The organism is Nocardia sp. FDAARGOS_372 (genome assembly GCF_002554515.1).
Taxonomy (GTDB): domain Bacteria; phylum Actinomycetota; class Actinomycetes; order Mycobacteriales; family Mycobacteriaceae; genus Nocardia; species Nocardia farcinica.
The window spans coordinates 3,151,227-3,176,421 of the sequence record NZ_PDDW01000001.1; the positions used below are offsets into that span (position 1 = coordinate 3,151,227).

The window sequence follows — 25,195 nt, forward strand, 5'->3', positions numbered from 1 at the left end:
CCGGAAAGAAGCTCCATCCCCATGCGTACCCTGCGGCTGGCCGCCGCGCTCCTGCTGTCCACCGCCCTCGTCGCGCTCACCGGCTGCGGCGCGGGCTCCGACGAGTCGGCGACCCGGGCCGAGATCCAGACGCTGCGCGTCGGCGTGATCGGCACCGGCAACGTGCTCACCGGCACGCTCGGCTTCGCCCACCAGCGCGGCGCGCTGCTGCCTGCGCTGCAACCGCTGGGCGTCGACGCCATCGAGGTCTACAGCTTCCCCAACGGCCCCGATCTCAACCAGGCCCTGGTGGGCGGCAGGCTCGACGTCGCCACCTACGGCGACACCCCCGCCCTGGTCGCCAAGGGCAGCGGCCTGCCCACCCGGCTGCTGGCGGTCAACGCCGTCGGACTGAACGCCGGTGTGGTGGTGCGCGATCCGGCGCTGCGCACGCTGCGCGACCTGGCGGGCAAGAAGATCGGCGTGCAGTCCGGCTCCTACATCGACCGCTATCTGCAGGGCGCGCTGCGCGCCGAGGGCATCGAGGCCGAGCTGGTGCACCTGCTCTCCGCCGACGCGGAGGCCCCGCTGACCAACGGCGACGTGGCGGCGGTCGCGCTGCCGGATGTCAACCCGTCGTCCTTCCTGCAGGCCTTCCTGGCCAAGAGATTCCGACTGGTGGACTCGGTGCGGGAGAACCATCCCGAGCTGGCGGGCACCACCGCGGCGGTCAGCAGCCAGCCGTTCCTGGACACCCACCCGGAGTTCGGGCCGACCTGGCAGCGGGCGCTGACCGAGGCCAACGCCTACGCCGCCGCGCACTGGGAGGAGTACGTGGCCTACGAGGTCGCCCAGTCCAAGGCGCCGGAAGCGGTCGTGCGCGCCACCGCCCACCCGGACTACATCCCCACCGGCCTGTTCGACGAGGCCGGGGTGCGGCTGCTGACCGGCACCAAGGAGTTCCTGGTGAACCAGGGCAAGATCCGCCAGGACTTCGATCTGCACGAGTGGTTCTACCAGCCGGAGGGCCGGACGGCGGGCTGAACCGCGCGGGCGTGCCGCGGCGGGTTCAGCCGCGGCCGAGTGCGCGCTCGAGCTGGCTCTTGTTCATGCTCGAGCGGCCCTTGATGCCGCGCTTCTTGGCCTCGTTGTAGAGCTGGTCGCGGGTGGGGCCCTTCGAGCCGCTGTGCGAACGCTGTCCGCCGCGCTGCTGCGGGGAGCGGTCCTTGGTGGAGGAGCGGCTGGCGGTCTTGGTCTGGCCGGCCTGCGCGCGGTTCTTGTTCACGGTGCGGGCGGCGATCTCCTTGGCGCGCTTGGTGCCCGCGCCGCGCTCCTTCGCCGAGTCCTTGATGTGCTCGTACTGCCGTTCCTGTTTGTCGGTCCATTCCTTCGGCATGACACACCTCCTCTGTAGCGCGGGATACCCGGCCCGGCCGCGGTCAACCGGGGGCTACTCGTAGGCGGGATAGGGCCGCTCGCGCAGCAGCCCGGCGAGGTGGGCGGCGTTGCGGGCCATCGCCGCGGTGGTGCTTGCCACCGCCTCGGGCGTCTCGTCCAGGTCGATGTAGTCGGTGGTCTGCATGGCGTTGCCGTTCCAGTAGGTGCAGCCCTGCGCCGGGATGGTGAAGCCGATGTCGTTCAGCCCCTGGAAGAGATCGGCGACGATCTTGTGCGCACCGTCCTCGTTGCCGACCACCGCGGCCAGTCCGACCTTGCCGACCATGGCGGGCCTGCCCTGGTCGTCGGTGGTCGACAGTTCGGCGTCGAGCCGTTCCAGCACCCGCTGCGCCACCGACGACATGTGCCCCACCCACGTCGGCGTCGCCACCAGCAGGATGTCGGCCGCGGCGATCCGCTCCCGCAGCTGCGGCCACTGGTCGCCGTCCCCTTCGTCCGCGGTGACGCCGGGCCGGACGTCGTAGTCGACCACCCGCACCAGCTCTCCCCGCACCCCGTGCCCGCCCAGCCGGTCGAGCACCTGTCGCGCGATCAGTTCCGAACTCGACTGCGCCGAAGACTTCTTCAACGTGCACACCAGTGCCAACGCCGTCGGTGCCACCATGCCTCGCCTCCTGCCCTCGCGGAAAGTCCGTTCACCGGCAGCCTTACCCGGTGCCGAGTGACGCAATCGGGGCTCGTCGTTGGCGGGCCCGCGCCGGTGTGTCGTGTAAGACTGGGCCGGTGAGCGAGGAGAGCAAGCCCACGAAGGAGATCGGAACGGGCGCCCGGACAGCGCGGGACCGGGGCGACGTCATCGGCCAGGGGTTGTTCTGGCTCGCCAAATGGTCGCTGTGCATCGTCGCGGTCGCGGCGGGGGTGTGGGTGGTCTGCTGGACCATCGCGCTGCTGTGGGTGATCGTGCTGCCGGTGGCGCTGGCGCTGGTGGTGGCCACCGTGCTGTGGCCGCCGACGCGGTGGCTGACCAACCACGGGGTGCGGCCCGGGCTGGCGGCGACGCTGTCGGTGCTCGGGTTCCTCGGCATACTGGCCGGAGTGATCGCGTTGATCGTGCCCTCGGTCGCCGATCAGGCGCCGGACCTGGCCGACAAGGCCAGCGAGGGCATCAACAAGGTGCGCGACTGGTTGCGCGGCCCGCCGCTGCGCATCCGCGACGAACAGCTCGACCAGGCCGTCGACACCATCGGCAACCGCCTGCAGTCCAGTGCCGAGCAGATCGCCACCGGCGTCTTCAGCGGCGTCACCACCGCCACCTCCGCCCTGATCACCCTGTTCCTGGTGCTGGTGCTGGCGTTCTTCTTCATCAAGGACGGGCCGAAGTTCCTGCCCTGGCTGCACAGCGTCACCGGGGCGGGCGCGGGCAGGCACTTCGAGGAGGTGCTCAACCGGATCTGGGTCACCCTGGGCGGATTCATCCGCACCCAGGCGTTGGTGAGCCTGATCGACGCGGTGCTGATCGGCGCGGGCCTGGTGATCCTCGGTGTCCCGTTGTCGCTGGTGCTGGCGGTGCTGACCTTCATCGGCGGCTTCATCCCGATCGTCGGCGCGTTCGTGGCCGGCGCGCTCGCCGTGCTGGTCGCCCTGGTGGCCAACGGCGTGACCACGGCGCTGATCGTGCTGGCGATCATCATCGCGGTGCAGCAGCTGGAGGGCAACATCCTGCAACCGGTGCTGCAGAGCCGCAGCATGCAGCTGCACGCGGTGGTGGTGCTGCTCGCGGTCACCGCCGGTGGCTCGCTCTACGGCATCGTCGGCGCGTTCCTCGCGGTGCCGGTCGCGGCCGTGGCGGCGGTGATCCTGCGCTACGTCGGCGAGCAGATCGATCTGGTGACCACACCGCCGCCCCCGGACCAGGCGGAGGCGTCGGCGAAGACCGACTGACGCGGGCCCCGGCCGAGCCCGGCAGGCGCGGATTTCGGCGCGTCCCGGCGCGACGCCCGCCGCTGTGGCACGGTGGCGTATATGAAGACGATCCTGATCACGGGGGCGACATCGGGTATCGGATCGGCGGCGGCCGAGCAGCTCGGCGCGCGGGGGGAGCATCTGATTCTCGTCGGTCGCAACCCGGAGAAACTGGCCGCCACCGAGCAGCGGGTGCGGGCGGCCGGCGCGGGCGCGGTCGATACGCTGCGCTGCGATGTCGGCTCGCAGGCGGCGATCCGCGAGCTGGCCGAGCAGGTCCGGCAGCGCTACGACCGCCTCGACGTGCTGGCCAACAACGCGGGCGGGCACTTCCCCGACCGCGCGCTCACCGAGGACGGTGTCGAGACCACCTTCGCCGTCAACTATCTCGGCCCGTTCCTGCTCACCGAACTACTGCTGGACCTGCTGCTCGACAGCGCCCCCGCGCGGGTGGTGTTCACCTCCTCGGTGCTGCATTTCGGCGCCCGCCTCGACCTGGACGATCTGCCCTTCGAACACGGCTACACCGGCGAGAAGGCCTACAGCCGTTCCAAGCTGGCGCTGATCCTCTACACCCGGGAGCTGGCCCGCAGGCTCGACGGCACCGGCGTGACGGTCAACGCCTTCCACCCGGGCGCCGTGGCGACCGGCATCTGGGACACCATGCCCTGGTACGGCAAGCCGCTGGCCGCGATCGCCAAGCGGATCTTCATGATCTCGCCGGAGCAGGGCGCCGAAGCCCTCACCTATCTGGCCACCGACCCCGAGGTGGCCGACACCACCGGCTGCTACTTCCAGCGCAACAGACCGAAGCAGCCGGGCCGGCGCGCCACCGACGACGAGCTGGGCGCGCGGCTGGTCGAGGTGAGCGCGCGGCTGTGCGGACTGCCCACCCCGCTCAAGGCCGGTGATGCGCGCGGCGGTACGCCGCCGGCGTGAGTCCGGTCCAGCGTTTGAACGCGTGGATGAACGGGGTGGCCTCGGCGTAGCCGAGCCGGATGGCGATGTCGTCGACCGACAGCGGTGCGGCGGTCAGCATCTCCTCGGCCAGCGCCCGGCGCACCTCGTCCAGCAGGGCGCGGTAGCTGGTGCCCGCCTCGTCCAGGCGGCGGCGCAGGGTGCGCGCGCTCATGTTCAGGTCGCGGGCCACCGCGTCGATGGTGGGTGGCGTGCCCACCCCCATCGCCCCGCTGCCGGGTAGCAGCCGCTCGCGCACCTCGGCGGCGATGCCGGTGCGGGCGGTGCGGCGGCGGATCAGCTCGTGGCACTGCGCCACGCACATCTGCCAGGTCGGCTGATTGGCTTGCGGCAGAGGGCGATTCAGCACCTCGGGGTCGATCGCGAACAGCGTGTGCTCGCTGCCGAACCGCGGACGCACTCCGAACACCGAGGCCATCCGGGCGGCGTGTTCGGGTTCGGGACAGGCGAATTCGGCGCGGGCGAGGTTCAGCCGCTCGCCGAGCAGGTCGCTCATCACCCGGTGGATGGCAACCACGTCGCGTTCCACCAGGAAGTTCCGCACGTCGGCGGGGATCAGTTCATGGTTGATCCAGGCCACCACCTCCCCGGGCCGGAACTCCACGATCGGGGTGCAGAAGGCGTAGCCGAGGCGGTAGTAGCGCAGCGCCAGCGTGATGGCCTCGCGCAGGGTCGGGCTGGTGACACACGCGTAGCCGAAGATGCCGAAGGTGCTCACCCGGTACCGCCGGCCGACCCGCAGGCCGAGACCGGGCTCACCGTCGAAGGCGGCCAGCAGGTTGCGCACCGCCGCCAGCTCGGTGCGCGCGGGGATCTGGCGGTCGGGTTCGGCCAGCGCCTGCTCGTCGAGTCCGGTGCCGGCCAGCACCCGCTCGACCGGTACCCCGTGCCGGGCGGCGAACTCGGCCATGACCGCGACCCCGGCGACGCCGCGCGGGAAATCCCACGTACGGACCTCGGGGTGGATGGTGCTCACCCCCCGATTATGGCCGAAAGTATTGATTTGTTGACCTCAGGTGTTTGCCGGAGACATTTGTCCAGGTCCTAGCGTTGTGTTCATGAACACACCGTCGATCGTCATCATCGGTACCGGCTTCGGCGGGCTCGGCATGGCGATGGAACTCCAGCGTGCCGGCGTGCACGATTTCGTCATCCTGGAGCGCGCCGAGGACGTCGGCGGCGTCTGGCGGGAGAACACCTATCCCGGTGCGGGCTGCGACATCCCCTCGCCGCTGTACTCCTACTCCTACGCCCCGCGCACCGACTGGCCCAAGCGGTTCTCCCAGCAGCCCGACATCCTGGACTACCTGCGCGGTATCGCCCGGGACAACAACCTGCTGCCGAAGATCCGCTTCCGCAGCGAGGTCACCGACGCCGAATACGACGACGCCACCGGCCGCTGGCGCGTCCGCACCGCCGACGGCACCGAATACACCTGCGCCGTGCTGATCTCCGCCGTCGGCCAGCTCTCCCGGCCCGCGCTGCCGGACATCCCCGGCGTGGAGACCTTCCGCGGCACCGCCTTCCACTCCGCCGAGTGGGACCACGAGGCCGATCTGACCGGCAAACGGGTCGCGGTGATCGGCACCGGCGCCAGCGCGGTGCAGTTCGTGCCCGCCATCGCGCCGCAGGTCGCGCACCTGACGCTGTTCCAGCGCTCGGCGGCCTGGATCATGCCCAAGCCGGACGTCGAATACCGGCCCTGGCACCATCGCGCGTTCGACCTGCTGCCGATCACCCGGCTCTCGGAGCGGTTCGCGTTCTGGGCGTTCTGCGAGTTCCTGTCGCTGGGCATCGTGGATGTCCCGGTGATCCGGAAACTCGTGACCGACATCGGCCTGCGCCATCTGGAGAACCAGGTACCCGACCCCCGGCTGCGCGCCATGCTCACCCCGGACTACCCGGCCGGCTGCAAACGGGCGCTGTTCTCCAACGACTACCTGCCCGCGCTGACCCGCCCGAACGTCGCGGTGGAGACCACCGCCATCACCGAGATCACCCCCGAGGGGGTGCGCACCGCCGACGGCGTGCTGCACGAGGTGGACGCGATCGTGTACGGCACCGGCTTCAAGGGCACCGAATTCCTCTGGCCCATGCGGATCTCCGGGCGCGGTGGACGGAAGCTGCAGGACGAGTGGGCCGATGGGGCGCGGGCGTACCGCGGCATGACGGTGCCCGGCTATCCCAATCTGTTCCTGATGTACGGCCCGAACACCAACCTGGGCGTCGGCTCGATCGTCTACATGATCGAATCGCAGGCCCGCTACATCCGCCAGGCCGTCGCGCACCTGGCCCGGCGCCCCGGGCACGTGCTCGACGTGCGCCCGCAGGTGGCGGCCGAGTTCGACCGCAAGCTCCAGGCCCGGCTCGACCGCACCCCCTGGAACTTCTGCTCGAGCTGGTATCGCAACGCCGCGGGACGCATCACCAACAACTGGCCGGGCACCGTCACCAGTTACCGGTGGCAGACCCGCCGGTTCGACCCGGCGGACTTCGAGTGCAAGCCCGTTTCCTGACGACGAGAAGTGGTGGAGATCAGATGACGTTCGACTACGACGTGGTGGTCGTCGGCTCCGGTTTCGGCGGCAGCGTGACCGCGCTGCGGTTGACCGAGAAGGGCTACCGGGTGGGCGTGCTGGAGGCGGGCAGGCGCTTCGCCGACGAGGAGTTCGCCGAAACCTCCTGGGACGCCAGGAAATACCTGTGGGCGCCCGCGCTCGGCTGCTTCGGCATCCAGCGGCTGACCCTGCTGAAGGACACCTTCATCATGGCGGGCGCCGGGGTGGGCGGCGGCTCCCTGGTCTACGCGAACACCCTCTACGAGCCGCCGGACAAGTTCTACCGCGACCGCCAGTGGGCCCACATCACCGATTGGAAGGCCGAACTCGCCCCGCACTACGACCAGGCCAAACGGATGCTGGGCGTGACGACCAACCCGGCCACCACCCCCAGCGACCGGGTGCTGGCCGAGGTGGCCGAGGAGATGGGCGTGGCGGAGAGCTACCGCAGCACCCCGGTGGGTGTGCTGTTCGGCGGCAAGGGCGTGCGACCGGGCGAGAACCTGCCCGACCCGTTCTTCGGCGGTGTCGGGCCCGCGCGGGCCACCTGCACGCACTGCGGCGAGTGCATGACCGGCTGCCGCCACAACGCCAAGAACACCCTGGTCAAGAACTACCTCTACCTCGCAGAACAGGCCGGGGCGACGGTGCACCCGCTGACCACCGTGACCGACGTGCGCCCCCGGCCCGGTGGCGGCTACACGGTCTCGACCGTGCGCACCGGCCGCTGGGTGCGCAAGGCGCGGCGGACCTTCACCGCCGAACAGGTGGTGTTCGCCGCGGCCGCCCTCGGCACCCAGAAACTGCTGCACAAGCTGCGCGACCGCGGTTCGCTGCCCGACATCTCCCCCCGCCTGGGCGAGCTCTCGCGCACCAACTCCGAGGAACTGCTCTCGGTGCGCAGCCGACGCAAGGACTCCGATTTCACCAAGGGTGTCGCGATCACCTCCTCGATCCACCCCGACGACGACACCCACATCGAGCCGGTGCGCTACGGCAAGGGCAGCAACGCCATCGGCCTGATCGGCACCGCGATGATCGACCCGGACGGGCGCACCGGCAAGGTGCGGCTGTGGGCGCGCACCATGCGCCGCCTCGGCCTGCGCGACGCACTGCACCTGCAGAACCCGCGCGGCTGGTCGGAGCAGATGATCGGCCTGCTGGTCATGCAGTCGGTGGACAACTCCATCACCACCTACACCAAGCGCGGGCTGTTCGGCCGCACGATGACCACCAGGCAGGGTGCGGGTGAACCGAACCCGACCTGGATCCCGGCCGGGCACGAGGTGGCGCACCGGGTGGCCGACAAGATCGACGGCATCGCGGGCGCGGGCTGGAGCGCCCTGTTCGACATCCCCATGACCGGCCACTTCATCGGCGGCTGCGTCATCGGCGACTCCCCCGACACCGGCGTGGTCGATCCGTACCATCGGATGTACGGGTACCGCGGCCTGCACGTCATCGACGGCTCGACCATCTCGGCCAACCTGGGTGTGAACCCGTCGCTGACCATCACCGCGCAGGCCGAACGCGCGGTCGCGCTGTGGCCCAACAAGGGCGAGGCCGACCCGCGGCCCGAGCCGGGGCAGCCCTACCGCCGGATCGCCCCGGTGCCACCGCGCAACCCGGTGGTTCCGGCGAGCGCACCCGCCGCCCTGCGGTTGCCGATCGTCGAGATCACCGGCCCGGCAACCGAATCCGAACCCGCCGCCGGGTCACCCGCCTGACCGACCCGGCGCACGACCATCAGCCACGCCCACTCGGACGCGAGCGGGCCGCCGACAGGAGCCGAAATGCCGACCGATCCCACCGCGAACGGACCCGCCACCGACGGCGGCACCCTCACGACCGCCGACGCCACCGCCGCCCTCGCCGCCCTCGAACGCGACGGCGGCCTGGCCACGGCCGTCACGCTGTTCGACGCCCTGCCCACCGTGCGAGTCGAGGAGATCACCCTGGGCCGCTGGCGCGGCGGCGAGATCCGCACCGGCCACCCCTACGACGGCGTGCTCGCCGCCTCCGGGTGGTACGGCAAGCAGTTCGACGACGCCGAAACCGTGCAGCCGCTGCTGTTCTCGACGCCGAACGGCGCCGTCTTCCCCGTCGACCCCAAGAAGGTGCCGCTGGCGCTGGCGGGCAAGGTGCCCAACGATCTGGTGGCGCGTGGCAAGGCGATGCTGCCGGTGCTCGCGCCCGCGCTGCGGGCCCGCCGTCCCCGGGCCCGGCTGCGGCACGTGGAGTACCGGGGCAAGGTGAGCGCCGCCATGGTCTACGACCATCTGCCGATCATCGACGTCTTCCGCCGCGTCGACGAGCACACCCTGCTGGGCGTGATGGATCAGCGTGACGCGCCGCAGCCGTACTTCTTCACCCTGCGACTGGACCGGTGGGCGTCCGCGTTCACACGCCCTTGACGTTCGCCCGGTCCATGAAGCCGAACAGATAGCCCGCGACGCGGCGCATCTGGATCTCCTCGGCGCCTTCGGTGATCCGGTAGCGGCGATGGTGGCGGTAGATGTGTTCGAACGGCTTGTGCCGGGAGTAGCCGAGCCCGCCGTGCACCTGCATCGCCTGGTCGGCAGCCGCACAGCACAGCCGGTTGGCCCAGTAGTTGCACATCGAGACCTGCTCGGAGACGGCGAAGGTGCCGTAGGTGTCCATCGACCAGGCGGTCTTGTGGATCAACGCGCGCAGCATCTCGCACTGGGTGTGCAACTCGACCAGCGGGAACTGGATCGCCTGGTTGGCCGCCAGCGGCTTGCCGAAGGGCTTGCGCTCCTTGGCGTAGGCCACCGCCTGGTCGATGCAGTACTGCGCGGCGCCGAGGCTGGAGGCGGCCTGGCGGATGCGGTTCTCGTTGAAGAAGTGCTGCACCACCGCCAGGCCGCGGCCCTCCCCGCCGAAGATCGCCGCATCGGGTACCCGCACGTCGGTGAGGCTGATGCGGGCGTGGTCGGTGGGCATGTTGAACGTCCACAGGTACTCCTCGACGGTGAAGCCGGGAGCGTCGGTGGGCACCAGGAACGCGGTGATGCCGCGCCCGTCACCCGCCTGGCCGGAGGTGCGGGCGAAGATCAGGTCGGCGTCGGCGATGTGCACGCCGGTGTTCCAGGTCTTGGTGCCGTTGATGATCCAGTGGTCGCCGTCGCGCACGGCGGTGGTCTCCATGTGCGTGGCGTCGGACCCGTGCTCGGGCTCGGTGATGCCGAAGGCGAAGAACTTGGTGCCCTCGGCCAGCCCGTCCACCCACTGCGCCCGCTGTGCGGGCGAACCGTACTCCAACATCAACAGCAGGCCGACGTTGTTGGCGACGATGGCGTGCTCGTTCTGCAGATCGCAGTGCAGGCCGAGGCCGCGGCGGGCCAGGTGCTCGCGGATGACGGCCATGCCCAGGTTGGTGCCGTCCCGACCGCCGAACTCCTGCGGGAAGGCGTACCGGTAGTGTCCGGCGGCGTCGGCGCGGCGGCGTGACTCGGCCAGCAGCGCTTCCCATTCCGCGGTCGGCAGGCCGCCGCGCTCCCAGTCGGTGCGCGCGTCCTCGCGGCGGTGGTCGAAGAACCGGATGTTGTCGTCGGCCTGTTCCAGGGGAATGATCTCGGCCTCGATGAAGGCGTCCAATTCGGCCAGGTAGGCGGTCAGTTCCTCGGGCAGTGCGAAATCCACGCTCTCTCCTACGCTCGTGCGGCGGGCCGGATCTGCATGAGCAGATCCCATTCGATTTCCGACACCCGGCGCCCGCTGGCCGCCATGACGATGTCGCGGACGGTGCCGTCCAGATGTGCGGCGGCCTGCCCGGCCAACCCGACACCCCAGGCGAGCGTGCCCATCACCTTCCACCACCGGAACCGGTCCAGGTCGAAGCTGCCGCCCGCCGCCTCGTAGCCGCGCACGAAGGTGTCGCGGTCGGCGAAGCCACCGAATTCCCTGGCGTCCTCGCGGAAGCGCCACATCCGCAGCGCCGGCCAGGCCACATCCCGCATCGGATCGCCGAACCGCTGCACGCCCTCCCAGTCGAGCACCGCGCGCAGGCCGTCGGCCCCCACCACGATGTTGCCGTTGCGCAGGTCGGTGTGCAGCAGCGCGGTGCGCGATGGCGGTGCGGGCAGCCGCCGCTCCAGCCAGCGCAGCGCCATCGCGAACACCGGACGGTCGGCCAGCAGCGCGCGCACGCCCTTCTCGGCGTCGGCCAGCGCGTCGGCCGCCGGGTCGGCGCCCGCGGCGGGCAGCGCCTCCGGCGCCCGGCCGGGATCGACCGCGTGCAGCCTGCCCATCGCCTCGCCCCACTGCCCGGCCACCCGGTCGGCGGTGCCCTCGGCGGCGATGAGGCGCAGCACCTTGCGCGGCACCGTCTCGCCCGCGACATGCGCCGAGATCAGGAACGGCTCGCCGACGCGGGCCGGATCGGCGCAGACCGCCACCACCTCGGGCACCGGAACGCCGTTGCCGCGGGCCAGTTCCCGCACCGCCGCCTCCACCGACACCGACATGATCTCCACCGCGGCCGGGACGAGGGTGGCCACGAGCGTGCGCGGCGCCTGCCCCTCGACCTCGGCGGTGAACGCGACGTTGCGCCTGCGCGCGCCCGCGGACAGGAACTCGAGATCACGCACCCGCACCGGCGCGCCGAAGGTCTCGGCGAGTACGTCGGCCAGGCCCGCCGCCGGATCGGCGCTCATTCGCCCTCCCACCGGTCGTAGCCGGGCTTGGCGATGGCCAGGTCGGCACGCACCACCTCGGTGAGCGCCCGCCAGAGGGCGTGCTCGTCACCGTCGGGCACCGCGGCCAGCAGCGCGCGTTCGCGCTCGGCCGCCTGCGGGCCCAGCTCGACCTCCCGCCGCACGATCCTGGCCAGATTCGCGCCGACCCTGGCCCGGTGTTGCAGCGCGGGCGGCAACGCGGGCAACAGCGTGTCCTCCAGCAGTTCGGCCAACGACTCCAGCAGCTCGGCTGCCGACGGTCGGTTCTGCACAGGCGACTCCCTCGTCGTTGTCGCGCCCAGCATCGCACGGGGCACGGTCGTGCTCAACGGGCGTGGATCGGGCAGCTCAGTGTGCTTGCGCGGAACGGACCCGCTTGATTCCCGCGTAGGCGCGGGGCGCGTAGCGCAGACGCTCGGGCAGCAGCGGCCAGGTGTGCCGGATCGCGGCGCAGAACACGCCGAACACCGCCTGGTCCACCCGGCCCCACCGCATGCCGAGGATCTCGCGGGCGCGCTCGGGCATGAGCCCGTTGGCCAGCCACAGGTTGAACGCCATCACCGGACGCCAGATCACCGACCACACCGGCTCCGGGATACCGGGCACGGTGGGAATCCGGGTGCGGTCCAGCCGCAGTGCGAAGTCGGTGGTGGCGTTGGCCTCCAGCACCTCGTCGATGGTGCGGTCCCAATATTCTTTGAACTCCGCGTAATTCGACACCAGCACCCGGTCGGAGAGTCCGTACATCCGCCACCAGGTGATGCCTTCGGCGATGAGCTGGTCCTTCTCCGCGTCGGTGAGCGGGGTGCCGAAGAACTCGTTGATCGCGATGCTCAACTCGATGAAGGTGGCGTGTGTCCACCAGTACACGTCGGGGTTGAGCGCGTGGTAGCGCCGGCCGCGGGAATCCTCGCCCTTGAGCGGCTTGTGGTAATCGCGGACGCGACCGGCCTGTGCCTCGTTGTCGGCGTCGTAGATCATGCCCTGGATCTGCGGCACCGAACGCACCAACCGGTCCCAGGGATTGTCGAAGAAGTTCGAATGCTGTTGCAGCGCGGCGCCGACGGCCGGGTGCATGTTCTGCAGGATGCCGGTGCGGCCGAGGAACAGCATGTTCCGCCAGTCGCCCGCGTACTTCCAGGTGAGCGAGCCGGGACCGATGGGAAGGCCGGCCGGGGCCGGGGCTTCGATGATGTCGGTGTCGACGGCGACGCCGTTCCTAGCACCCACGGGTAGACCTCCTCGTCGCGCGGATGATGCAATGCAACAAAAGATAGACGATTGTCGCACTGTTGCGCCAGACCCCGGTCGGTGAACCGCCCGTCCCGGTAAGGTCTGCGACGTGTCGGAACCGAGCAGTTACGCCCTCCTGCTGGGCGCCGAGGTCGACCGCGACCCCACCGATGCGCGCATCCTCGACGCCGCGCTCACGCTGTTCGCCGACCTCGGCATCACCCGGGTCAGCGCCGACGACATCGCCCGGCAGGCCGGGGTCAACCGGGCCACCCTCTATCGCAGGATCGGCGCCAAGGACGTGATCGTGCGTGCGGCACTGCTGCGCGAAACCGCCCGCGTCCTCGACCGGATCTCGGCCGCGCTGGACGCGGTCGACGACCCTGTCGAGCGGGTGACCCGCGGCTTCGCCGTCACCGTCACCCTGCTGCGCACCAACCCGATCCTGGTCAAGCTCCTCGCCGTCGACCGGGACCAGACCCTGGCCGCCATCACCGTCGGCGCCGCCGACATCCTCGCTCTCGCCACCGCGTTCGTCGCCGAGCAGATCCTGGCCACCGACCGCGGCGTGCGCGACGCCCACACCGTCGCGGGCATGATCGTGCGCTTGGTGCACTCGCTGGTCCTCACCCCCGACGCCCCGCCCCTGCTGCGCACCGAAGCGGACCTGCGGACCTTCGCCGGAGAACACCTGGTGCCGCTGCTGCTTCCGGACGACACCGCCCCGCAGAACACCGTGCCGACTGCCTGAACTCCCGGCACTTCGGTCGCGGCGTTGCGGGCCGCGCGGTGTCCGCTCCGGCGGCGTCGATCCCGCGTGATCGCGGTCCCACCGGCCGGAAGCGGACTAGAATCGGAGCCGAGGACTACCCGGCAGCACGCGCCCCTCGAGCGCGCGCAGACCGAGTTCGCGCACAGACACTGCCGAGTCGTGTGGTCCCCCCGGACCGCGCGGTGCCGACCGTTTCCGAGTCCACCCGTGGAGGACGCATGTCCTACCCCCCGAACACCACAGTCGCCCTGGTCGAAGGACGGCGGCCCGCGGTGTCGCTGTTCCTGGCGCCCGAACCCCTGATGCCCGGCGGCGCGATCCTGCACGTCCTGGAACAGGACCCGGTACCCGCCGCGCGGGAGCCCGAACCGGACGTGGGGCTCATCGATGCCGCCCAGGCCACCGCCGAACCCGCCTGGCACGCCCGATTCCGCCCCTTCGCGCCGCGGCCGTGCGATCCCGACCTGATCCGCGCCGTGCTGCGCGACCACCTGATCGACGATCCCGAACCGCCGGGCCTCGACGTCGCCGACCGCACCGAGGTGCTGCGGCTGGCGACCCTGCCCGAACATCGCATCGGCATGCGCCGCATCGAGGACTTCCAGTGCTGGTCGGTGCGCCAGGCGATGCTCGCCGTCTACCGGCACTTCGCGATCGATCAGCAGGTGCCGCTGGTCTACCACGGTTTCGCCGACCCGGGCGAAGGCTGGTTCGCCCTCCGCGCCGCCGACGCCTGAGCGGTCAGCGGCCGGAGGCGGTAGCGCAGCATCACCCCGCAGGCCGCCCCCGCTCAGGCGAATCCAACACCGCCTGAGCGGGTCAGCGGCCGGAGGCGGCAGCGCAGCATCACCCCGCAGGCCGCCCCCGCACAGGCGAAATCCAATACCGCCTGAGCGGGTCAGCGGCCGGAGGCGGCAGCGTAGCATCATCCCGCAGGCCGCCCCGCACAGGCACGATCCAATACCGACTGAGCGGGTCAGCGGGATGAATCAGGGCTGGTCGTAGTGGCCGGCGGCGATGTCTTCGAGGAGGGTGGGTCCGGCGGGGCGCCAGTCGAGCAGCTCGCGCGTGATGGTGCTGTCGGCTGCCATGTCGGCGCCAAGGACGCCGCCGATGAACGGGATCTGCGCGGCGAGTTCCGCCGCGGTGACCGACGTCGCGGGCACCGCGAGGCGTTCGGCGAGCGCCTCGACGATCCGCCGGACCGGCACCCCTTCCTCGGCCACCGCGTGCAGGATCGTGCCCGCGGTCGCCTTCTCCAGGCCGAGCCGGACCAGTCGCGCGGCGTCGAGCCGATGCACGGCAGCCCATCGGTTCCGGCCCTCGCCGGGGTAGACGGCGGCGCCGCGCTCCCGGGCCGTCCGGGCGACGACGGCGACGAAGCCGTGGTCGCCTTCGCCGTGCACGGTCGGCGCGAAGCGCACCGAGACGACGCGTACACCGTTCTCGGCGTAGCCGAGGGCGAGGTTCTCCGAACCCCCACGCGGGGCGTCCGGGCCGACCGCGGGATTGATGTCGCGTTCGGTCGCCGCGCGTCCCAGTGCCGGTAACGCGAGACCGGAGGCGAGCACGAACGGACGATCGGAACCGACGAGCGCGTCGGCGATGGTCGCGACGGCGGCCCGCTCGGCGCGGTTGGAACCGTCGATGTCGGCCCAGTCGTGTTTGTTCGCGAGGTGTATCACCCCGTCGGCGGCCCGCGCGCCCGCGCGGATCGAGTCGAGGTCGTCGAGGTGGCCGCGATGGACCCGCGCGCCGAGACCGGTGACGACGGACGCCGATTCCGGGGAACGGGCCAGACCCGTCACCTCGTGGCCGCTCGCGAGCAGTTCGGCGACGACGGCGCGGCCGATGAATCCGGATGCTCCGGTGACGAAAACGTGCACGGTGACCTCTTTCGCAGACGCAGGACACAAGTGATGTCAGATGCTGACATCACCGACGGTAGCACCGATGTCAGAAGCTGTCATCAGAGGATCGCGTCCGGCTAGGATGCGGGCATGGCACGTTGGGCACCAGGGGCGTCGGAGCGGCTCCGGCAAGCCGCGCTCGAACTGTTCGCCGAGAACGGGTTCGACGCGACGACCGTCGCCGAGATCGCCCGCCGGGCCGGCGTGACCGAACGGACGTTCTACCGGTACTTCGCCGACAAGCGCGAAGTGCTGTTCGCCGGCGAAGAACAGCTCGAGCAGGTCTTCACCACCGCGGTAACGACCGCGCCCGCGAACGCGCCGCTGAGCCGGCTGCTCGCCGCGGCGCTCGAGGCCGGCGGGCGCGAGTTACAGGATCGGCGGGGGCGGGACTACGCCCGGGCACGCGACGCCGTCATCACCGCGAACGAGCAGTTGCAGGAGCGCGAACTGCTCAAGATGGCCAAGCTCTCCCGTGCGCTGACGTCGGCGTTCGTCGCGCGCGGGAGCGCACCGATGGCGGCTCGGCTGGCCGGCGAGCTGGCTGTCTCCGTCTTCGGCACCGCATTCGCGCGGTGGATCGCGCCGGGGGAAACCCGCGACCTGGTGGAATTGCAGCGCGACGGGCTCGCGGTCATCGCGGAGTTGACCCACACCGGGTCGACCGTCGAGACCGGTTCCCCGGTCCGAGGCTGAGGGAGCCACCCGACGGACGCGTCAGCTCGCCACGTTCGGCAAACGCGTGACGTCGAAGTCCAGGCCGAAGTTGTTGAGGGTCAGCGGGAGTGGCGACTGGGGTGACATGCGGTGGCCGGAGCGCAGCCGGAATTCCGCGGCGGCGAGCAGGTGGGCGAGCAGGGTGCTGGTGGTGAACAGCACCAGGTTGCGGCCCGGGCATTCGGCGGGTCCGGCGCTGAACGGCACCAGTTGCGGATACTGCGCGGCCTGTCCGTCGAGCCAGATCTCCGGGGCGAACCGGTCGGCGAAGGGCAGCAGGTCGGCGTCGCGGTGGAAGGCGGGCACCAGGATGAGCAGGGCGGCGCCGGGGGCGATGGTGAAGGCATCGGCACCCGCGCGCCACTGCGTCGGCTCGGTGATGTCGCGCAGGATGGTCGAGGTGGTCGGCCACAGCCGCACCGATTCGAGCACGCAGGCGCGCAGGTAGGGGCGCAGGTGCACCTGGTGCGGGTCGGCCGCGTCGGCGGTGGCGGCGGCCTGCTGGTCGGGGTGGGTGGCCAGCACCGCCAGCGCGCGCTGCGCCGCCATGCCCGCGGCGTCGAAGGCGAACAGCCAGTGCGGGATCTGGCCCACCGGGTCCACCGCGCCGCCGGTCTGCACCGCGGCCACCGCCCCGGCCAGGCTGTTCGGGTCCGGCCGCTCCACGTAGCGGTAGAGCTGTTCGGTGAAGACCTCGCGGCGCCTGCGATGCGGCGGCGCCAGGAACGACCAGTTGGCGGCCGACCGCAGCCGCCACAGTTCGTCGGTGATGGCGCTGTCGTCGCGGCCCCGCTCCCCGAGCACCAACCGGCGCACCATCCGCCACCACTGGATGGTGAAGTGCTCGGCGTCCAGGTGCCCGCGCTGCAACGCCGACGCCATCAGCTGCGCCGCTTCCTCGGCGATGATCGCCGCGAAGGGCTCGGCGAGCCGGTGCAGCGGGGCGTCGGTGTCGAGGACGGCCTCGTTCACCGCGCGGCGCTGTTCGCGCACCACACCCTTGGACAGCAGCACCCCGTGCGGCTGGAACTGGCGCAGCGCGGCGCGCTTCTCCCGGTTGGCGGGATGGAACGGGGTCGGCGCCTCGGCGAGCACGCGTCCCACGTCGCCGGGGTCGAGCAGGACGACGATGCGGCGGCCGGGCACCACCAACTCCACCGGGCCCGCGCCGAATTCGCGGCGCAACTGCCGCATCCGCTGCAACGCCCTGCTGTCGGCCTGGGCCTTCTCCAGCAGGCCCATCACCGGCCGTCGGCGCGCGATCACCCCCGCGGCGATGGCCGCGAAGCCCAGATCGGTCAGCGCCGCGACGGCGCGGGTGCCGTCGAGCCGCCTGCCGTGCTCGGCGCTGGTCGGGACGGGCGCGGGGGAACGCTCGTCCTGATCACGCGTCACCGTTTCCGGATGCCGACCGCTCATGCCGCTCCTTTCCGGGTGTGCCTGCCGCCGACCGGTGCCGACGACCGGCAGGTACCCGGCGCGCGTCCGACGAAACCGCAGGCCCGGTCAGCGGGTCGAGACCTCGCGCACGATCGCGGTCACGAAGTCGTCCAGGTCACCGGGGTTGCGGGAGGTGATCAGGGTCCAGTCCCGCTCGGTCGAGCGGACCACCGGTTCGTCCACCCACCGGCCGCCCGCGTTGCCCAGGTCGGTGCGCAGCGACGGATACGAGGTGAGCGTCTTGTCCGACACCAGGTCGGCTTCGGCGAGCAGCCACGGGCCGTGGCAGATCGCGGCGATCGGTTTGCCCGCGCCCGCGAAGTCCTTGGCCAACGCCACCGCGCGGTCCTCCAGGCGCAGCTTGTCGGCGTTGACCGTGCCGCCGGGGACCACCAGCACGTCGAAGTCGTCGGCGTCGACGCCGTCGAGCGCGCTGTCGGGTTCCACGGCCTGCGCCGGGTCGAGATCGTGTTGGAAGGTCTGCACCTGTTCCGGTTTGGGCGCCGCGTGGGTCACCCGGGCGCCGCGTTCGCGCAGCCGGTCGCGCGGCACCAGCAGTTCGTCGCGTTCGACCCCGGTGTTCGACGTCACGATCAGCACCCGGACACCGTCCAGTTCGGCCATCGGTCACTCCTTCCCATCGGCGGAACTTCTCACCGGAAGGCATGCCGCACGGGCGGACGGCTAAACGTCGCCCGGCCTCGGCACCGGTGCGCCCACCCCGCCGCCGACTCGACCTCAGCCGCGCAGGGCCGCCCGCCACGACAGGCGGGAGCCGGTGTGCAGGACGCTGCGGGTGTAGACGCGGGCGGCGATCCGGGACACCAGCGCACAGGCCAGGAGCATCGCCACCGCGGCGCCGGCGATCTCCCACCCCGTCGCGGCGCCCGCGGCCGTCCGGATCGGCATGACGAACGCCGAGAACGGCGGGATCCACCCGGCGACGCGGGCGAAGGTGCCGCCGGGGTCGCCGATCGCGCCGATGCTCAGGCCGTAGGCCAGCATCGCCAGCAACATCAACGGAGCGGTGACGCCCTGCACCTCCTCCTGCCGCGACACCAGGGAACCCGCCGCCGCGTACAGCAGCGAGAACAGCAGGTAGCCGAGCACCGACCAGATCAGGGTCGCGGCGAACACGGCGACGGCCGTGTCGGTGAGGGTGATCAGCCCGGTCGCCCGCCCCGCCACGAGCGCGACCGCGCCGATCACCAGCACCTGCAACAGCGCGGACGCACCGATGCCGATCACCTTGCCCCACAACAACTGCGACGGCCGGATGGTGGCCAGCAGCAGTTCGACCACCCGCGTCGACTTCTCCTCCACCACCCCGATCGCGACGTACACACCGAACCCGAGCACGGTGGTCAGCAGCAGCAACAACGACACCCACGCCATCCGCACGCGCTCCCCCTGCTGCGGGTCGGGCGGGTCGAGCGCGCGCACCGTGAACGCCGACTCGCTCAGCGCGCCGAGCACGGCCGCGCTGTCGGTGCCCACCGCGCGGGTCAGCGCCTCGGTGCGCACCACCTCGGTGAGGGCGGCGCCCAGCTGCGGGTCGAGCGATTCGCGGACCAGCACCTCGTCGGGTCCGTCGCCGGTGCGCAGCAGTGCCGCGTCCACCATGCCCGCCTCGACGGCAGCGCGAGCGCCCTGCGAGTCGCGGCCGGTCTGGACGCGGACGTCGAGTCCGGCGGCGCGCGCGGCCACGGGCAGCTGTTCGGCCAGGGCCGTGGTGCCGGGGCCGACGACGGCGACGTCGGCGGTGGCGGGTCCGTCGTCGTCGACCATGCCGAAGACCACCGACGCCAGCACGACGGCCGCGCTCATCAGCAGCACGCTCCAGCGATACGCCTTGGTGCGCACCTGGGCGAGGAATTCCCGCCGCACCACCAGCCCGATGGCGCGCAGGTAGGACGTGTCCGGCCCGGTCATGCCGCGACCACCTCTCGGTAGAGCTCGGTCAGGGACGGGCGGTAGGAGGCGAACCGGCGCACCGGGCCGGTGCGCAGCGCGGCAGCCAGCACCGCCTGGTCGTCGGCGTCGTCGTCGAGGGCGAGCAGCGTTTCCGGCGGTTCGCCCGGCCGGGCCGGTGTGTGTCCGAGGACGCGGACGCCGGGCAGCTCGTCGGCCCAGTCCGCGGGCGCGTCGGGCGCGGACACCGCGAGCCGGCGGCCGCCGCGGGAGCGCAGCTCACCGACGCCGCCCACCGCCCGCATCCGGCCCGCGACGATGATGCCGACCCGGTCGCACAACCGCTGCACCAGATCGAGCTGATGGGAGGAGAACAGCACCGGCACGCCCGCGTCGGCCTGCTCCCGCAGCACCTCGCTCATCACGTCGACCGCGACCGGGTCGAGGCCGGAGAACGGTTCGTCGAGGACGAGCAGCCGCGGCCGGTGTACCAGCGCCGCGGCCAGTTGTGCGCGCTGCTGATTGCCGAGGCTCAGTTCCTCGAGGCGACGCTCGCGCTTGTCGGCGAGGCCGAGCCGCTCGCACCAGCGATCGACCTCCCGCGCCGCGTCCCGCCGCGTCAGCCCGTGCAGTTGCGCGAGGTACCGCAACTGTTCGGCGACGCGCATCTTCGGGTAGAGACCGCGTTCCTCGGGCATGTACCCGAACCGCTGCCGCACCGCGAAATCGACCGGGGCGCCGTCGAAGACGACCTTTCCGGCGTCGGGCGCGAGCACACCGAGCACGATGCGCATGGTCGTGGACTTGCCCGCCCCGTTGCTGCCGACGAACCCGAAGATCTCCTTCGCACCCACCTCGAATCCCACGTCGGCCAGCGCCGTCACCGCGCCGAACCGCTTCGCCAACCCCTCGAGTTCCAGCCGCACCACACGCAACCTTCCGATCGTCGAATCACCGCCACGCTAACGGTTGTCCGGGTCCGGGCCGGGAGGCCGGGGTGTGAGATGTGCCGAGGAACGCGAGGGAGGCGGGTGGTCACGGCACCGGCGCACCCGCCCACGCGCGTTCGACCAGCTCGCGCAACGCGGCGCGGTCCAGGGGCGCGGGATTCGCGTACGGCGCGTCGAGCACGGTGTCGACCACTCGGTCGAGGGCGTCGCGGGGCAGGCCCAGATCGGCGAGGCGGGTCGGGGCGCCCAGGCCCGCGGCGAAGGACTGCAAGGCCCGGCCCGCCGCGGGTGGTTCGGCACCGCCGGGCAATGCGGCGCCCACCGCAGCGGCGGCGTCCGGCGCCGCCGCCGCGTTGTAGCCGAGGACGTGCGGCAGCAGAACCGTGTGTGTTTCCGCGTGCGGCAGTGCGAAACCGCCGCCGATCACATGCGCGAGCTTGTGGTGCAACGACATCGACGTCGAGTCCAGGCTCATCCCGCACATCCAGGCTCCGCGCAACGCTCCGGCGCGCCCGGCCGGATCATCCGCGGCCAGCGCGGGCAGGGCGGTGAGCATCGTGCCGATCGCCGCTTCGGCCACCAGGTCGGTCACCGGCGTGCGGTCGGGGGCGTACCGCGCTTCCACCGCGTGCGCGAGAGCGTTGAACGCCGAGGGCACCGCCAGCGCGGTCGGGAAGCCGGCCAGCAACTCCGGGTCGTAGAGCACCACCCGCGGCGCGACGACCGGATCCCGGCCGGTGCGCTTCACACCGCCCGCGGTGGTTCCCCACACCCGGGTCATCTCCGAGCCGGAGAAGCTCGTCGGCACGGCCACGATCGGCACCCGGTGGGTGAGCGCCACCGCCTTGGCCAACCCGACCGCCGATCCGCCGCCCACCGCGACCAGCCCGTCGACGCGCGCTTCGGTGGCACGGGCCCGCACCGCCTCCGCCTGCTCGACGGGGACGTGCATCCGCGGATCGGCCACCACGACCACCGCCCGCGCCCCGAGCATCCCGGCCACCCGGTCCGCGTATCGGCGTCCGGCCACGACCGCGACCCGGTCCAGCCCCAGCCGCTCGACCTCCCGCGGCAGGTCCGCACACGACCCGGCGCGGAACACCACCCGCACCGCGCGCTGCTCGTGCACGAAACCCGCTGGTGTGCTGTCGGTACTCATCGAACCAACCCTAGTTTCCGACGTTCTTCGGCTCGGCGGTCCGGGGTGGCGCCGTTGCCACCGACGACGTCGTTGTCGACCCGGACCGCCGGTCACCACCGTCAGCGGGCGCCGAAGTAGCTGACGTCCTCGTTGCCGATCAGGTCCGGCACCGTCCAGCCGTCGAGGTCGTACTCGGCCAGGCACTGCTCGGCCAGCCCGCGCATCCGGCTCACCCCGCCGCGGTTCTGCGCCGCGAACAACAGTTCGGCCTTGACGTTCTCATGGTTGCCCGAGTAGTTGCGCTCGTAGAGTTCATGGCGCCCACCGAATTCCGAGCCGATCGAATCCCAGAGGGCCTTCATGACCTTGACCCGGTCCACGGCGGTGATGCCGTCCGAGCCGCGCACGTACTTGTCCAGATACGGCCGCACCTCGGGGCTCTTGAAATCGGCGGCCGAGGACGGCAGGTAGATCAGGCCCGAGGCCACGTCCTGCTCGATGATCTCCTTGATCCGCGGATAGCCCTGGATCATGAACATCCGGTAGGTGAGCCCGTATTCGAGGCGCGGGATCACGGTGTCGCCGATCCACGGTTCGGGGTTGTTGGCCATCGCGTCGGTGAGCGTCCAGAACAGGTTGCGCCAGCCGATCACCTCGCCGACCCGGGTCTGCACGCCGCGGAACCCGCCGGCGCCGGTGGCGTCGAGGGCCTTGAGCAGCAGCCCGGCGATGAAGTCGAGCTTGACCGCCAGGCGGGTGCAGCCCTGGAAGGTGAACCGCGGCAGGAACCCCGACTGTGGGAAGAAGGCGTTGATCTTGTCCACGTCCCCGTACATGAAGACGTTCTCCCACGGCACCAGCACCTTGTCGAAGACGAAAATGGTGTCGTTCTCGTCCATCCGGCTCGACAGCGGGTAGTCGAACGGGCTGCCCATCACCGCCGCGTGCTGGGTGTAGGAGGAGCGGCAGATCAGTTTCACCCCGGGCGCATCCATCGGCACCGTGCAGATCAGAGCGAATTCCTTCTTCTTGATCGGCAGGCCGTAGTGGGCGATGAAGTTGTAGTTGGTGATGGCCGAGCCGGTGGCCACCACCTTCGCCCCGGACACGATCAGCCCGGCGTCGGTCTCCTTCTCCACCTTCATGAACACATCGCCCACCTCGTCGGGCGGCAGCTGCCGGTCCACCGGTGGGTTGATGATCGCGTGGTTCCAGTACAGGACCTTCTCCTGCGACTCCCGGTACCACCGCTCGGCGTTGTCCTGGAACGGCGCGTACAGCTCCTTGTTGGCGTGCAGCGTGCCCAGGAAACTGGCCTTGTAGTCGGGCGAGCGGCCCATCCAGCCGTAGGTCATCCGCGCCCAGGCGGCGATGGCGTCGCGTTCGCGCACCAGGTCGGCGGCGCTCGTGGGGGTCTTGAAGAACGGCATGGTGACGCCGCCGTTGCCGGTGTCGGTGGGCGCGGTCACCACGTCGGTGTGCGGGCCCGAATGCAGCGAATCGTACAGGCGCGCGGTCATCCGGATCGGGTTGCGGAACGCCGGATGCGTGGTGACGTCGGCGACGCGCTCGCCGTGCAGCCAGATCTCGCGCCCGTCCCGCAACGACTCGATGTACTCCGCACCGGTCATCGGGCGGGAAGCGAAATTCTTCCGGTTGTTGGCCGGATGGTCGGCGGCGGGATTCGCGACGCTCGGATCGACGGACAGGCCGCCGTCCCGGGTTTCCACGGTGGTCATCAGAACTCCTTCGGTGTGAGGGGAAAGCTGTCAGCCCAGCGGCTGCGCCGCGAGCACCGCGTCGGCGCCGAACCAGCCGGTGTGTGGGTCGTCCATCGAGCCGAGCCAGGCATTGCCTGCGCAGGTGGGGCCGAGGTCGTGGAAAGCGCTGCGGTAGTAGAGCAGCGGATCCTTGCCGGTGCAGTCGGCGTCGACGATCTCGCCGAGGAAGATCATGTGGTCGCCGCCGTCGTATTCGCGCCAGGGCAGGCACGACAACGTGGCCGCGCACCCCGGCAGGACCGGCGCCAGCGGCCCGTCGGCCCAGCGCGGCCCCGGCACCGTCGGACGGCCCGCGAAGTGCATGGCCAGGTCGACCTGGTCGGCGGCCAGGATGTTGACCGCGAAGGGCGCCCCGGTGAGGAATCGGCAGGCCTTCGCGGTGCGGGTCATGGTGACCTGGCACAGCCGGGGCTCCAGCGACACCGCGGTGAACGCGGTGACCGTCGCCCCATGCGGTTCCCCGGCGGCGTTTCGGCAGGTCACGACGGTGACGCCGCTGGCGAACCGGCCGAAGATGCCACGCAGCTCGCGTGCGTCCATGGGTGATCCCTCCTTTCGGATCGGCGGAATGTGGTGTAGAACACTAGGACGGTCCGGCAGGCCCGGAAATCCGCGCAGCGCGATGCCGATCCGCTCCGCGCGACCGATCTGTTTCCCCTGGCCCACGCCGTTTCGAGGCGCCGGGAGAGTAGCCACGAGGAGGTGGCAGGCCATGCAATCCACAACCGCACAGCACCCGCCGCAGGACTGGGACGATGCCTGCGCGGCGGTGTCGCGCGCCTACTTCCCCCACGTGCTCACCCCGCTGCGGCGCGGCAGCCGCGCCGACGGGCTGACCGTCGACAACGTCGACTTCGGCCCGCTGCGCATCGCGGAGATCGGCTGGGGAGCCGACGTCTCGGTATCCTCCGAGCATCCCGGCGCCTACGCCGTCAACATCCCCGTCGGCGGCCTGCTCGAATCCCGCAACCCGGCCGCCTCGGTGGTCTCCACCCCCGGACTGGCCACGGTCAATCCCCCCGACACCCCGACCGTCATCACCCGGTGGACGAGCAGCTGCTCGATCGTCGGCGTCAAGATCGACCGGGACTACCTGCACCGCGAGATCGCCCGCCTGCTACGCAGGCCGGATGTGCGGCTGCCCGCGCAGTTCCAGGTCCGCGAGGCCGCGGGCGCGGACTGGTTACGGATGGTCCGCGCCGCCTACCACGAAGCCGGCTGCGGCGGTGCGCTGTGGCGCAATCCCGTGGTGGCCGAACAGCTCTCGGGAATGCTCACCAGCGCGCTGGTGCTGGCCGCGGTGCCCGATCTCGACGCGCGGCCGGTCCGACCGCGCATCGTCACCCGGGTCACCGACGCGGTGCACGCCGATCCGGCGCGCGCCTGGACCCCCGCCGACCTCGCCGAGATCGCGGGCGTGAGCATCCGGCGGCTGCAGGAGGGATTCCGGGAGTACGTCGGGATGACGCCACGCGAGTTCGTCGCCGACGTGCGACTGGAGCGGGTACGGGCCGAACTGCTGAACCCGCGCGAGCTCACCGGCGTCACCGATATCGCCCTGAAATGGGGCTTCACCCACACCGGCCGCTTCGCGGCCGCCTATCGACGCAAGTACGGCGAGCCGCCGTCGGCAACCCTCCGCGGCTGACGCCAGCGCGACTCCGGAGGCGATGGCCGTGTCCGAGCAGCACGTGCGTGCCCGGCCGAAGGGGAACCGCAAGGAATATCGGCACCCGCGGGCTCCGGGAACTGCACCGGGAGGACGACG

At 71.1% G+C, this 25,195-nt stretch carries 25 protein-coding genes; 10 read left to right on the top strand and 15 right to left on the bottom strand.

Annotated features, from left to right (window positions below):
• Nucleotides 1–21: 21 nt before the first annotated feature.
• Entirely contained in the window at nucleotides 22–1,023 is a 1,002-nt protein-coding gene (locus CRM89_RS15205; protein WP_098084541.1) for an ABC transporter substrate-binding protein, read from the top strand.
• Nucleotides 1,024–1,048: 25 nt separating this feature from the next.
• Here CRM89_RS15205 and CRM89_RS15210 read toward each other — a convergent pair whose 3' ends face one another.
• Nucleotides 1,049–1,375: a hypothetical protein gene (locus CRM89_RS15210; RefSeq protein ID WP_060594746.1), complete on the bottom strand. Its 327-nt coding sequence runs from the start codon at nucleotides 1,373–1,375 to the stop codon at nucleotides 1,049–1,051.
• A 54-nt stretch (nucleotides 1,376–1,429) separates the two neighbouring features.
• Entirely contained in the window at nucleotides 1,430–2,041 is a 612-nt protein-coding gene (locus CRM89_RS15215; RefSeq protein WP_011210879.1) for a flavodoxin family protein, read from the bottom strand.
• 119 nt (nucleotides 2,042–2,160) lie between these two features.
• Between CRM89_RS15215 and CRM89_RS15220 the strand changes: the two genes are divergently transcribed.
• Nucleotides 2,161–3,318 (top strand): AI-2E family transporter, encoded by a 1,158-nt coding sequence (locus CRM89_RS15220; RefSeq protein ID WP_060594744.1) that lies wholly within the window; start codon nucleotides 2,161–2,163, stop codon nucleotides 3,316–3,318.
• Between the two features lie 81 nt (nucleotides 3,319–3,399).
• Nucleotides 3,400–4,278 carry an SDR family oxidoreductase gene (locus CRM89_RS15225; protein ID WP_050768145.1) on the top strand — a complete coding sequence of 293 codons (879 nt, stop codon included), beginning with the start codon at nucleotides 3,400–3,402 and terminating at the stop codon, nucleotides 4,276–4,278.
• Here the strand turns inward: CRM89_RS15225 and CRM89_RS15230 are convergent.
• Entirely contained in the window at nucleotides 4,238–5,293 is a 1,056-nt protein-coding gene (locus CRM89_RS15230; RefSeq protein ID WP_060594743.1) for an AraC family transcriptional regulator, read from the bottom strand. The two genes, CRM89_RS15225 and CRM89_RS15230, sit on opposite strands and share 41 nt — an antisense overlap.
• Nucleotides 5,294–5,375: 82 nt before the next feature.
• Here CRM89_RS15230 and CRM89_RS15235 point away from each other — a divergent pair, with 82 nt between their 5' ends.
• The 3 genes from CRM89_RS15235 (at nucleotide 5,376) to CRM89_RS15245 (ending at nucleotide 9,289) form a co-directional block, all read left to right on the top strand.
• A complete protein-coding gene (locus CRM89_RS15235; RefSeq protein WP_098087003.1) occupies nucleotides 5,376–6,833 on the top strand; it encodes an NAD(P)/FAD-dependent oxidoreductase in 1,458 nt (485 codons plus the stop codon).
• Nucleotides 6,834–6,856: 23 nt separating this feature from the next.
• Complete coding sequence (locus tag CRM89_RS15240; protein WP_060594742.1) at nucleotides 6,857–8,602, top strand: GMC family oxidoreductase; 1,746 nt, start codon at nucleotides 6,857–6,859, stop codon at nucleotides 8,600–8,602.
• A gap of 66 nt (nucleotides 8,603–8,668) precedes the next feature.
• Nucleotides 8,669–9,289: a DUF4334 domain-containing protein gene (locus tag CRM89_RS15245; protein WP_098084543.1), complete on the top strand. Its 621-nt coding sequence runs from the start codon at nucleotides 8,669–8,671 to the stop codon at nucleotides 9,287–9,289.
• On the opposite strand, the gene CRM89_RS15250 is transcribed toward CRM89_RS15245, so the two are convergent.
• The 4 genes from CRM89_RS15250 to CRM89_RS15265 all read right to left on the bottom strand — a co-directional run bounded on the left by CRM89_RS15250 (nucleotide 9,276) and on the right by CRM89_RS15265 (nucleotide 12,802).
• Nucleotides 9,276–10,538 (bottom strand): acyl-CoA dehydrogenase family protein, encoded by a 1,263-nt coding sequence (locus CRM89_RS15250; protein ID WP_011210886.1) that lies wholly within the window; start codon nucleotides 10,536–10,538, stop codon nucleotides 9,276–9,278. The genes CRM89_RS15245 and CRM89_RS15250 overlap by 14 nt on opposite strands.
• A gap of 8 nt (nucleotides 10,539–10,546) precedes the next feature.
• A complete protein-coding gene (locus tag CRM89_RS15255; RefSeq protein WP_098084546.1) occupies nucleotides 10,547–11,551 on the bottom strand; it encodes a phosphotransferase family protein in 1,005 nt (334 codons plus the stop codon).
• Entirely contained in the window at nucleotides 11,548–11,844 is a 297-nt protein-coding gene (locus CRM89_RS15260; RefSeq protein WP_098084547.1) for a DUF6285 domain-containing protein, read from the bottom strand. Before CRM89_RS15260 ends, CRM89_RS15255 begins: the two co-directional genes overlap by 4 nt.
• 76 nt (nucleotides 11,845–11,920) lie before the next feature.
• Complete coding sequence (locus tag CRM89_RS15265; RefSeq protein WP_098084548.1) at nucleotides 11,921–12,802, bottom strand: oxygenase MpaB family protein; 882 nt, start codon at nucleotides 12,800–12,802, stop codon at nucleotides 11,921–11,923.
• A 112-nt stretch (nucleotides 12,803–12,914) separates the two neighbouring features.
• Between CRM89_RS15265 and CRM89_RS15270 the strand changes: the two genes are divergently transcribed.
• Together CRM89_RS15270 and CRM89_RS15275 are read left to right on the top strand one after the other, a co-directional pair.
• The gene (locus CRM89_RS15270; RefSeq protein WP_098084549.1) at nucleotides 12,915–13,556 is read left to right on the top strand and encodes a TetR/AcrR family transcriptional regulator; all 642 of its coding nucleotides are present in this window, start codon (nucleotides 12,915–12,917) and stop codon (nucleotides 13,554–13,556) included.
• Nucleotides 13,557–13,795: 239 nt separating this feature from the next.
• Nucleotides 13,796–14,314 carry a hypothetical protein gene (locus CRM89_RS15275; RefSeq protein ID WP_098084551.1) on the top strand — a complete coding sequence of 173 codons (519 nt, stop codon included), beginning with the start codon at nucleotides 13,796–13,798 and terminating at the stop codon, nucleotides 14,312–14,314.
• A 252-nt stretch (nucleotides 14,315–14,566) separates the two neighbouring features.
• Here the strand turns inward: CRM89_RS15275 and CRM89_RS15280 are convergent, their stop codons facing one another.
• A complete protein-coding gene (locus tag CRM89_RS15280) occupies nucleotides 14,567–15,463 on the bottom strand; it encodes an SDR family oxidoreductase (protein WP_098084554.1) in 897 nt (298 codons plus the stop codon).
• A gap of 114 nt (nucleotides 15,464–15,577) precedes the next feature.
• Here CRM89_RS15280 and CRM89_RS15285 point away from each other — a divergent pair, with 114 nt between their 5' ends.
• The gene (locus tag CRM89_RS15285) at nucleotides 15,578–16,183 is read left to right on the top strand and encodes a TetR family transcriptional regulator (RefSeq protein ID WP_098084556.1); all 606 of its coding nucleotides are present in this window, start codon (nucleotides 15,578–15,580) and stop codon (nucleotides 16,181–16,183) included.
• A 21-nt stretch (nucleotides 16,184–16,204) separates the two neighbouring features.
• Here the strand turns inward: CRM89_RS15285 and CRM89_RS15290 are convergent, their stop codons facing one another.
• The 7 genes from CRM89_RS15290 to CRM89_RS15320 form a co-directional block, all read right to left on the bottom strand.
• Entirely contained in the window at nucleotides 16,205–17,623 is a 1,419-nt protein-coding gene (locus CRM89_RS15290; protein ID WP_098084559.1) for a cytochrome P450, read from the bottom strand.
• Nucleotides 17,624–17,710: 87 nt separating this feature from the next.
• Entirely contained in the window at nucleotides 17,711–18,268 is a 558-nt protein-coding gene (locus CRM89_RS15295; RefSeq protein ID WP_098084561.1) for a type 1 glutamine amidotransferase domain-containing protein, read from the bottom strand.
• Nucleotides 18,269–18,382: 114 nt separating this feature from the next.
• Complete coding sequence (locus CRM89_RS15300) at nucleotides 18,383–19,576, bottom strand: ABC transporter permease (RefSeq protein ID WP_098084564.1); 1,194 nt, start codon at nucleotides 19,574–19,576, stop codon at nucleotides 18,383–18,385.
• Nucleotides 19,573–20,481 carry an ABC transporter ATP-binding protein gene (locus CRM89_RS15305; RefSeq protein WP_216641973.1) on the bottom strand — a complete coding sequence of 303 codons (909 nt, stop codon included), beginning with the start codon at nucleotides 20,479–20,481 and terminating at the stop codon, nucleotides 19,573–19,575. Before CRM89_RS15305 ends, CRM89_RS15300 begins: the two co-directional genes overlap by 4 nt.
• Nucleotides 20,482–20,590: 109 nt before the next feature.
• Nucleotides 20,591–21,664, bottom strand: coding sequence for a maleylacetate reductase (locus CRM89_RS15310; protein ID WP_098084569.1), 1,074 nt, complete (start codon nucleotides 21,662–21,664; stop codon nucleotides 20,591–20,593).
• A gap of 101 nt (nucleotides 21,665–21,765) precedes the next feature.
• Nucleotides 21,766–23,385, bottom strand: coding sequence for a 4-hydroxyphenylacetate 3-hydroxylase family protein (locus tag CRM89_RS15315; protein WP_011210899.1), 1,620 nt, complete (start codon nucleotides 23,383–23,385; stop codon nucleotides 21,766–21,768).
• 30 nt (nucleotides 23,386–23,415) lie between these two features.
• Nucleotides 23,416–23,967 carry a flavin reductase family protein gene (locus tag CRM89_RS15320; protein ID WP_098084572.1) on the bottom strand — a complete coding sequence of 184 codons (552 nt, stop codon included), beginning with the start codon at nucleotides 23,965–23,967 and terminating at the stop codon, nucleotides 23,416–23,418.
• A 172-nt stretch (nucleotides 23,968–24,139) separates the two neighbouring features.
• Here CRM89_RS15320 and CRM89_RS15325 point away from each other — a divergent pair, with 172 nt between their 5' ends.
• On the top strand, nucleotides 24,140–25,075 hold the full coding sequence (locus CRM89_RS15325; RefSeq protein WP_011210901.1) for an AraC family transcriptional regulator: 936 nt from the start codon (nucleotides 24,140–24,142) through the stop codon (nucleotides 25,073–25,075).
• Nucleotides 25,076–25,195: the final 120 nt, after the last annotated feature.

Coding starts and splice junctions, on each gene's coding strand:
- CRM89_RS15205 (WP_098084541.1), top strand. CDS start 22: ATGCGTACCCTGCGGCTGGCCGCCGCGCTCCTGCTGTCCACCGCCCTC.
- CRM89_RS15225 (WP_050768145.1), top strand. CDS start 3,400: ATGAAGACGATCCTGATCACGGGGGCGACATCGGGTATCGGATCGGCG.
- CRM89_RS15255 (WP_098084546.1), bottom strand. CDS start 11,551: ATGAGCGCCGATCCGGCGGCGGGCCTGGCCGACGTACTCGCCGAGACC.
- CRM89_RS15240 (WP_060594742.1), top strand. CDS start 6,857: ATGACGTTCGACTACGACGTGGTGGTCGTCGGCTCCGGTTTCGGCGGC.
- CRM89_RS15290 (WP_098084559.1), bottom strand. CDS start 17,623: ATGAGCGGTCGGCATCCGGAAACGGTGACGCGTGATCAGGACGAGCGT.
- CRM89_RS15210 (WP_060594746.1), bottom strand. CDS start 1,375: ATGCCGAAGGAATGGACCGACAAACAGGAACGGCAGTACGAGCACATC.
- CRM89_RS15320 (WP_098084572.1), bottom strand. CDS start 23,967: ATGGACGCACGCGAGCTGCGTGGCATCTTCGGCCGGTTCGCCAGCGGC.
- CRM89_RS15285 (WP_098084556.1), top strand. CDS start 15,578: ATGGCACGTTGGGCACCAGGGGCGTCGGAGCGGCTCCGGCAAGCCGCG.
- CRM89_RS15295 (WP_098084561.1), bottom strand. CDS start 18,268: ATGGCCGAACTGGACGGTGTCCGGGTGCTGATCGTGACGTCGAACACC.
- CRM89_RS15315 (WP_011210899.1), bottom strand. CDS start 23,385: ATGACCACCGTGGAAACCCGGGACGGCGGCCTGTCCGTCGATCCGAGC.
- CRM89_RS15325 (WP_011210901.1), top strand. CDS start 24,140: ATGCAATCCACAACCGCACAGCACCCGCCGCAGGACTGGGACGATGCC.
- CRM89_RS15235 (WP_098087003.1), top strand. CDS start 5,376: ATGAACACACCGTCGATCGTCATCATCGGTACCGGCTTCGGCGGGCTC.
- CRM89_RS15300 (WP_098084564.1), bottom strand. CDS start 19,576: ATGACCGGGCCGGACACGTCCTACCTGCGCGCCATCGGGCTGGTGGTG.
- CRM89_RS15215 (WP_011210879.1), bottom strand. CDS start 2,041: ATGGTGGCACCGACGGCGTTGGCACTGGTGTGCACGTTGAAGAAGTCT.
- CRM89_RS15245 (WP_098084543.1), top strand. CDS start 8,669: ATGCCGACCGATCCCACCGCGAACGGACCCGCCACCGACGGCGGCACC.
- CRM89_RS15275 (WP_098084551.1), top strand. CDS start 13,796: ATGTCCTACCCCCCGAACACCACAGTCGCCCTGGTCGAAGGACGGCGG.
- CRM89_RS15310 (WP_098084569.1), bottom strand. CDS start 21,664: ATGAGTACCGACAGCACACCAGCGGGTTTCGTGCACGAGCAGCGCGCG.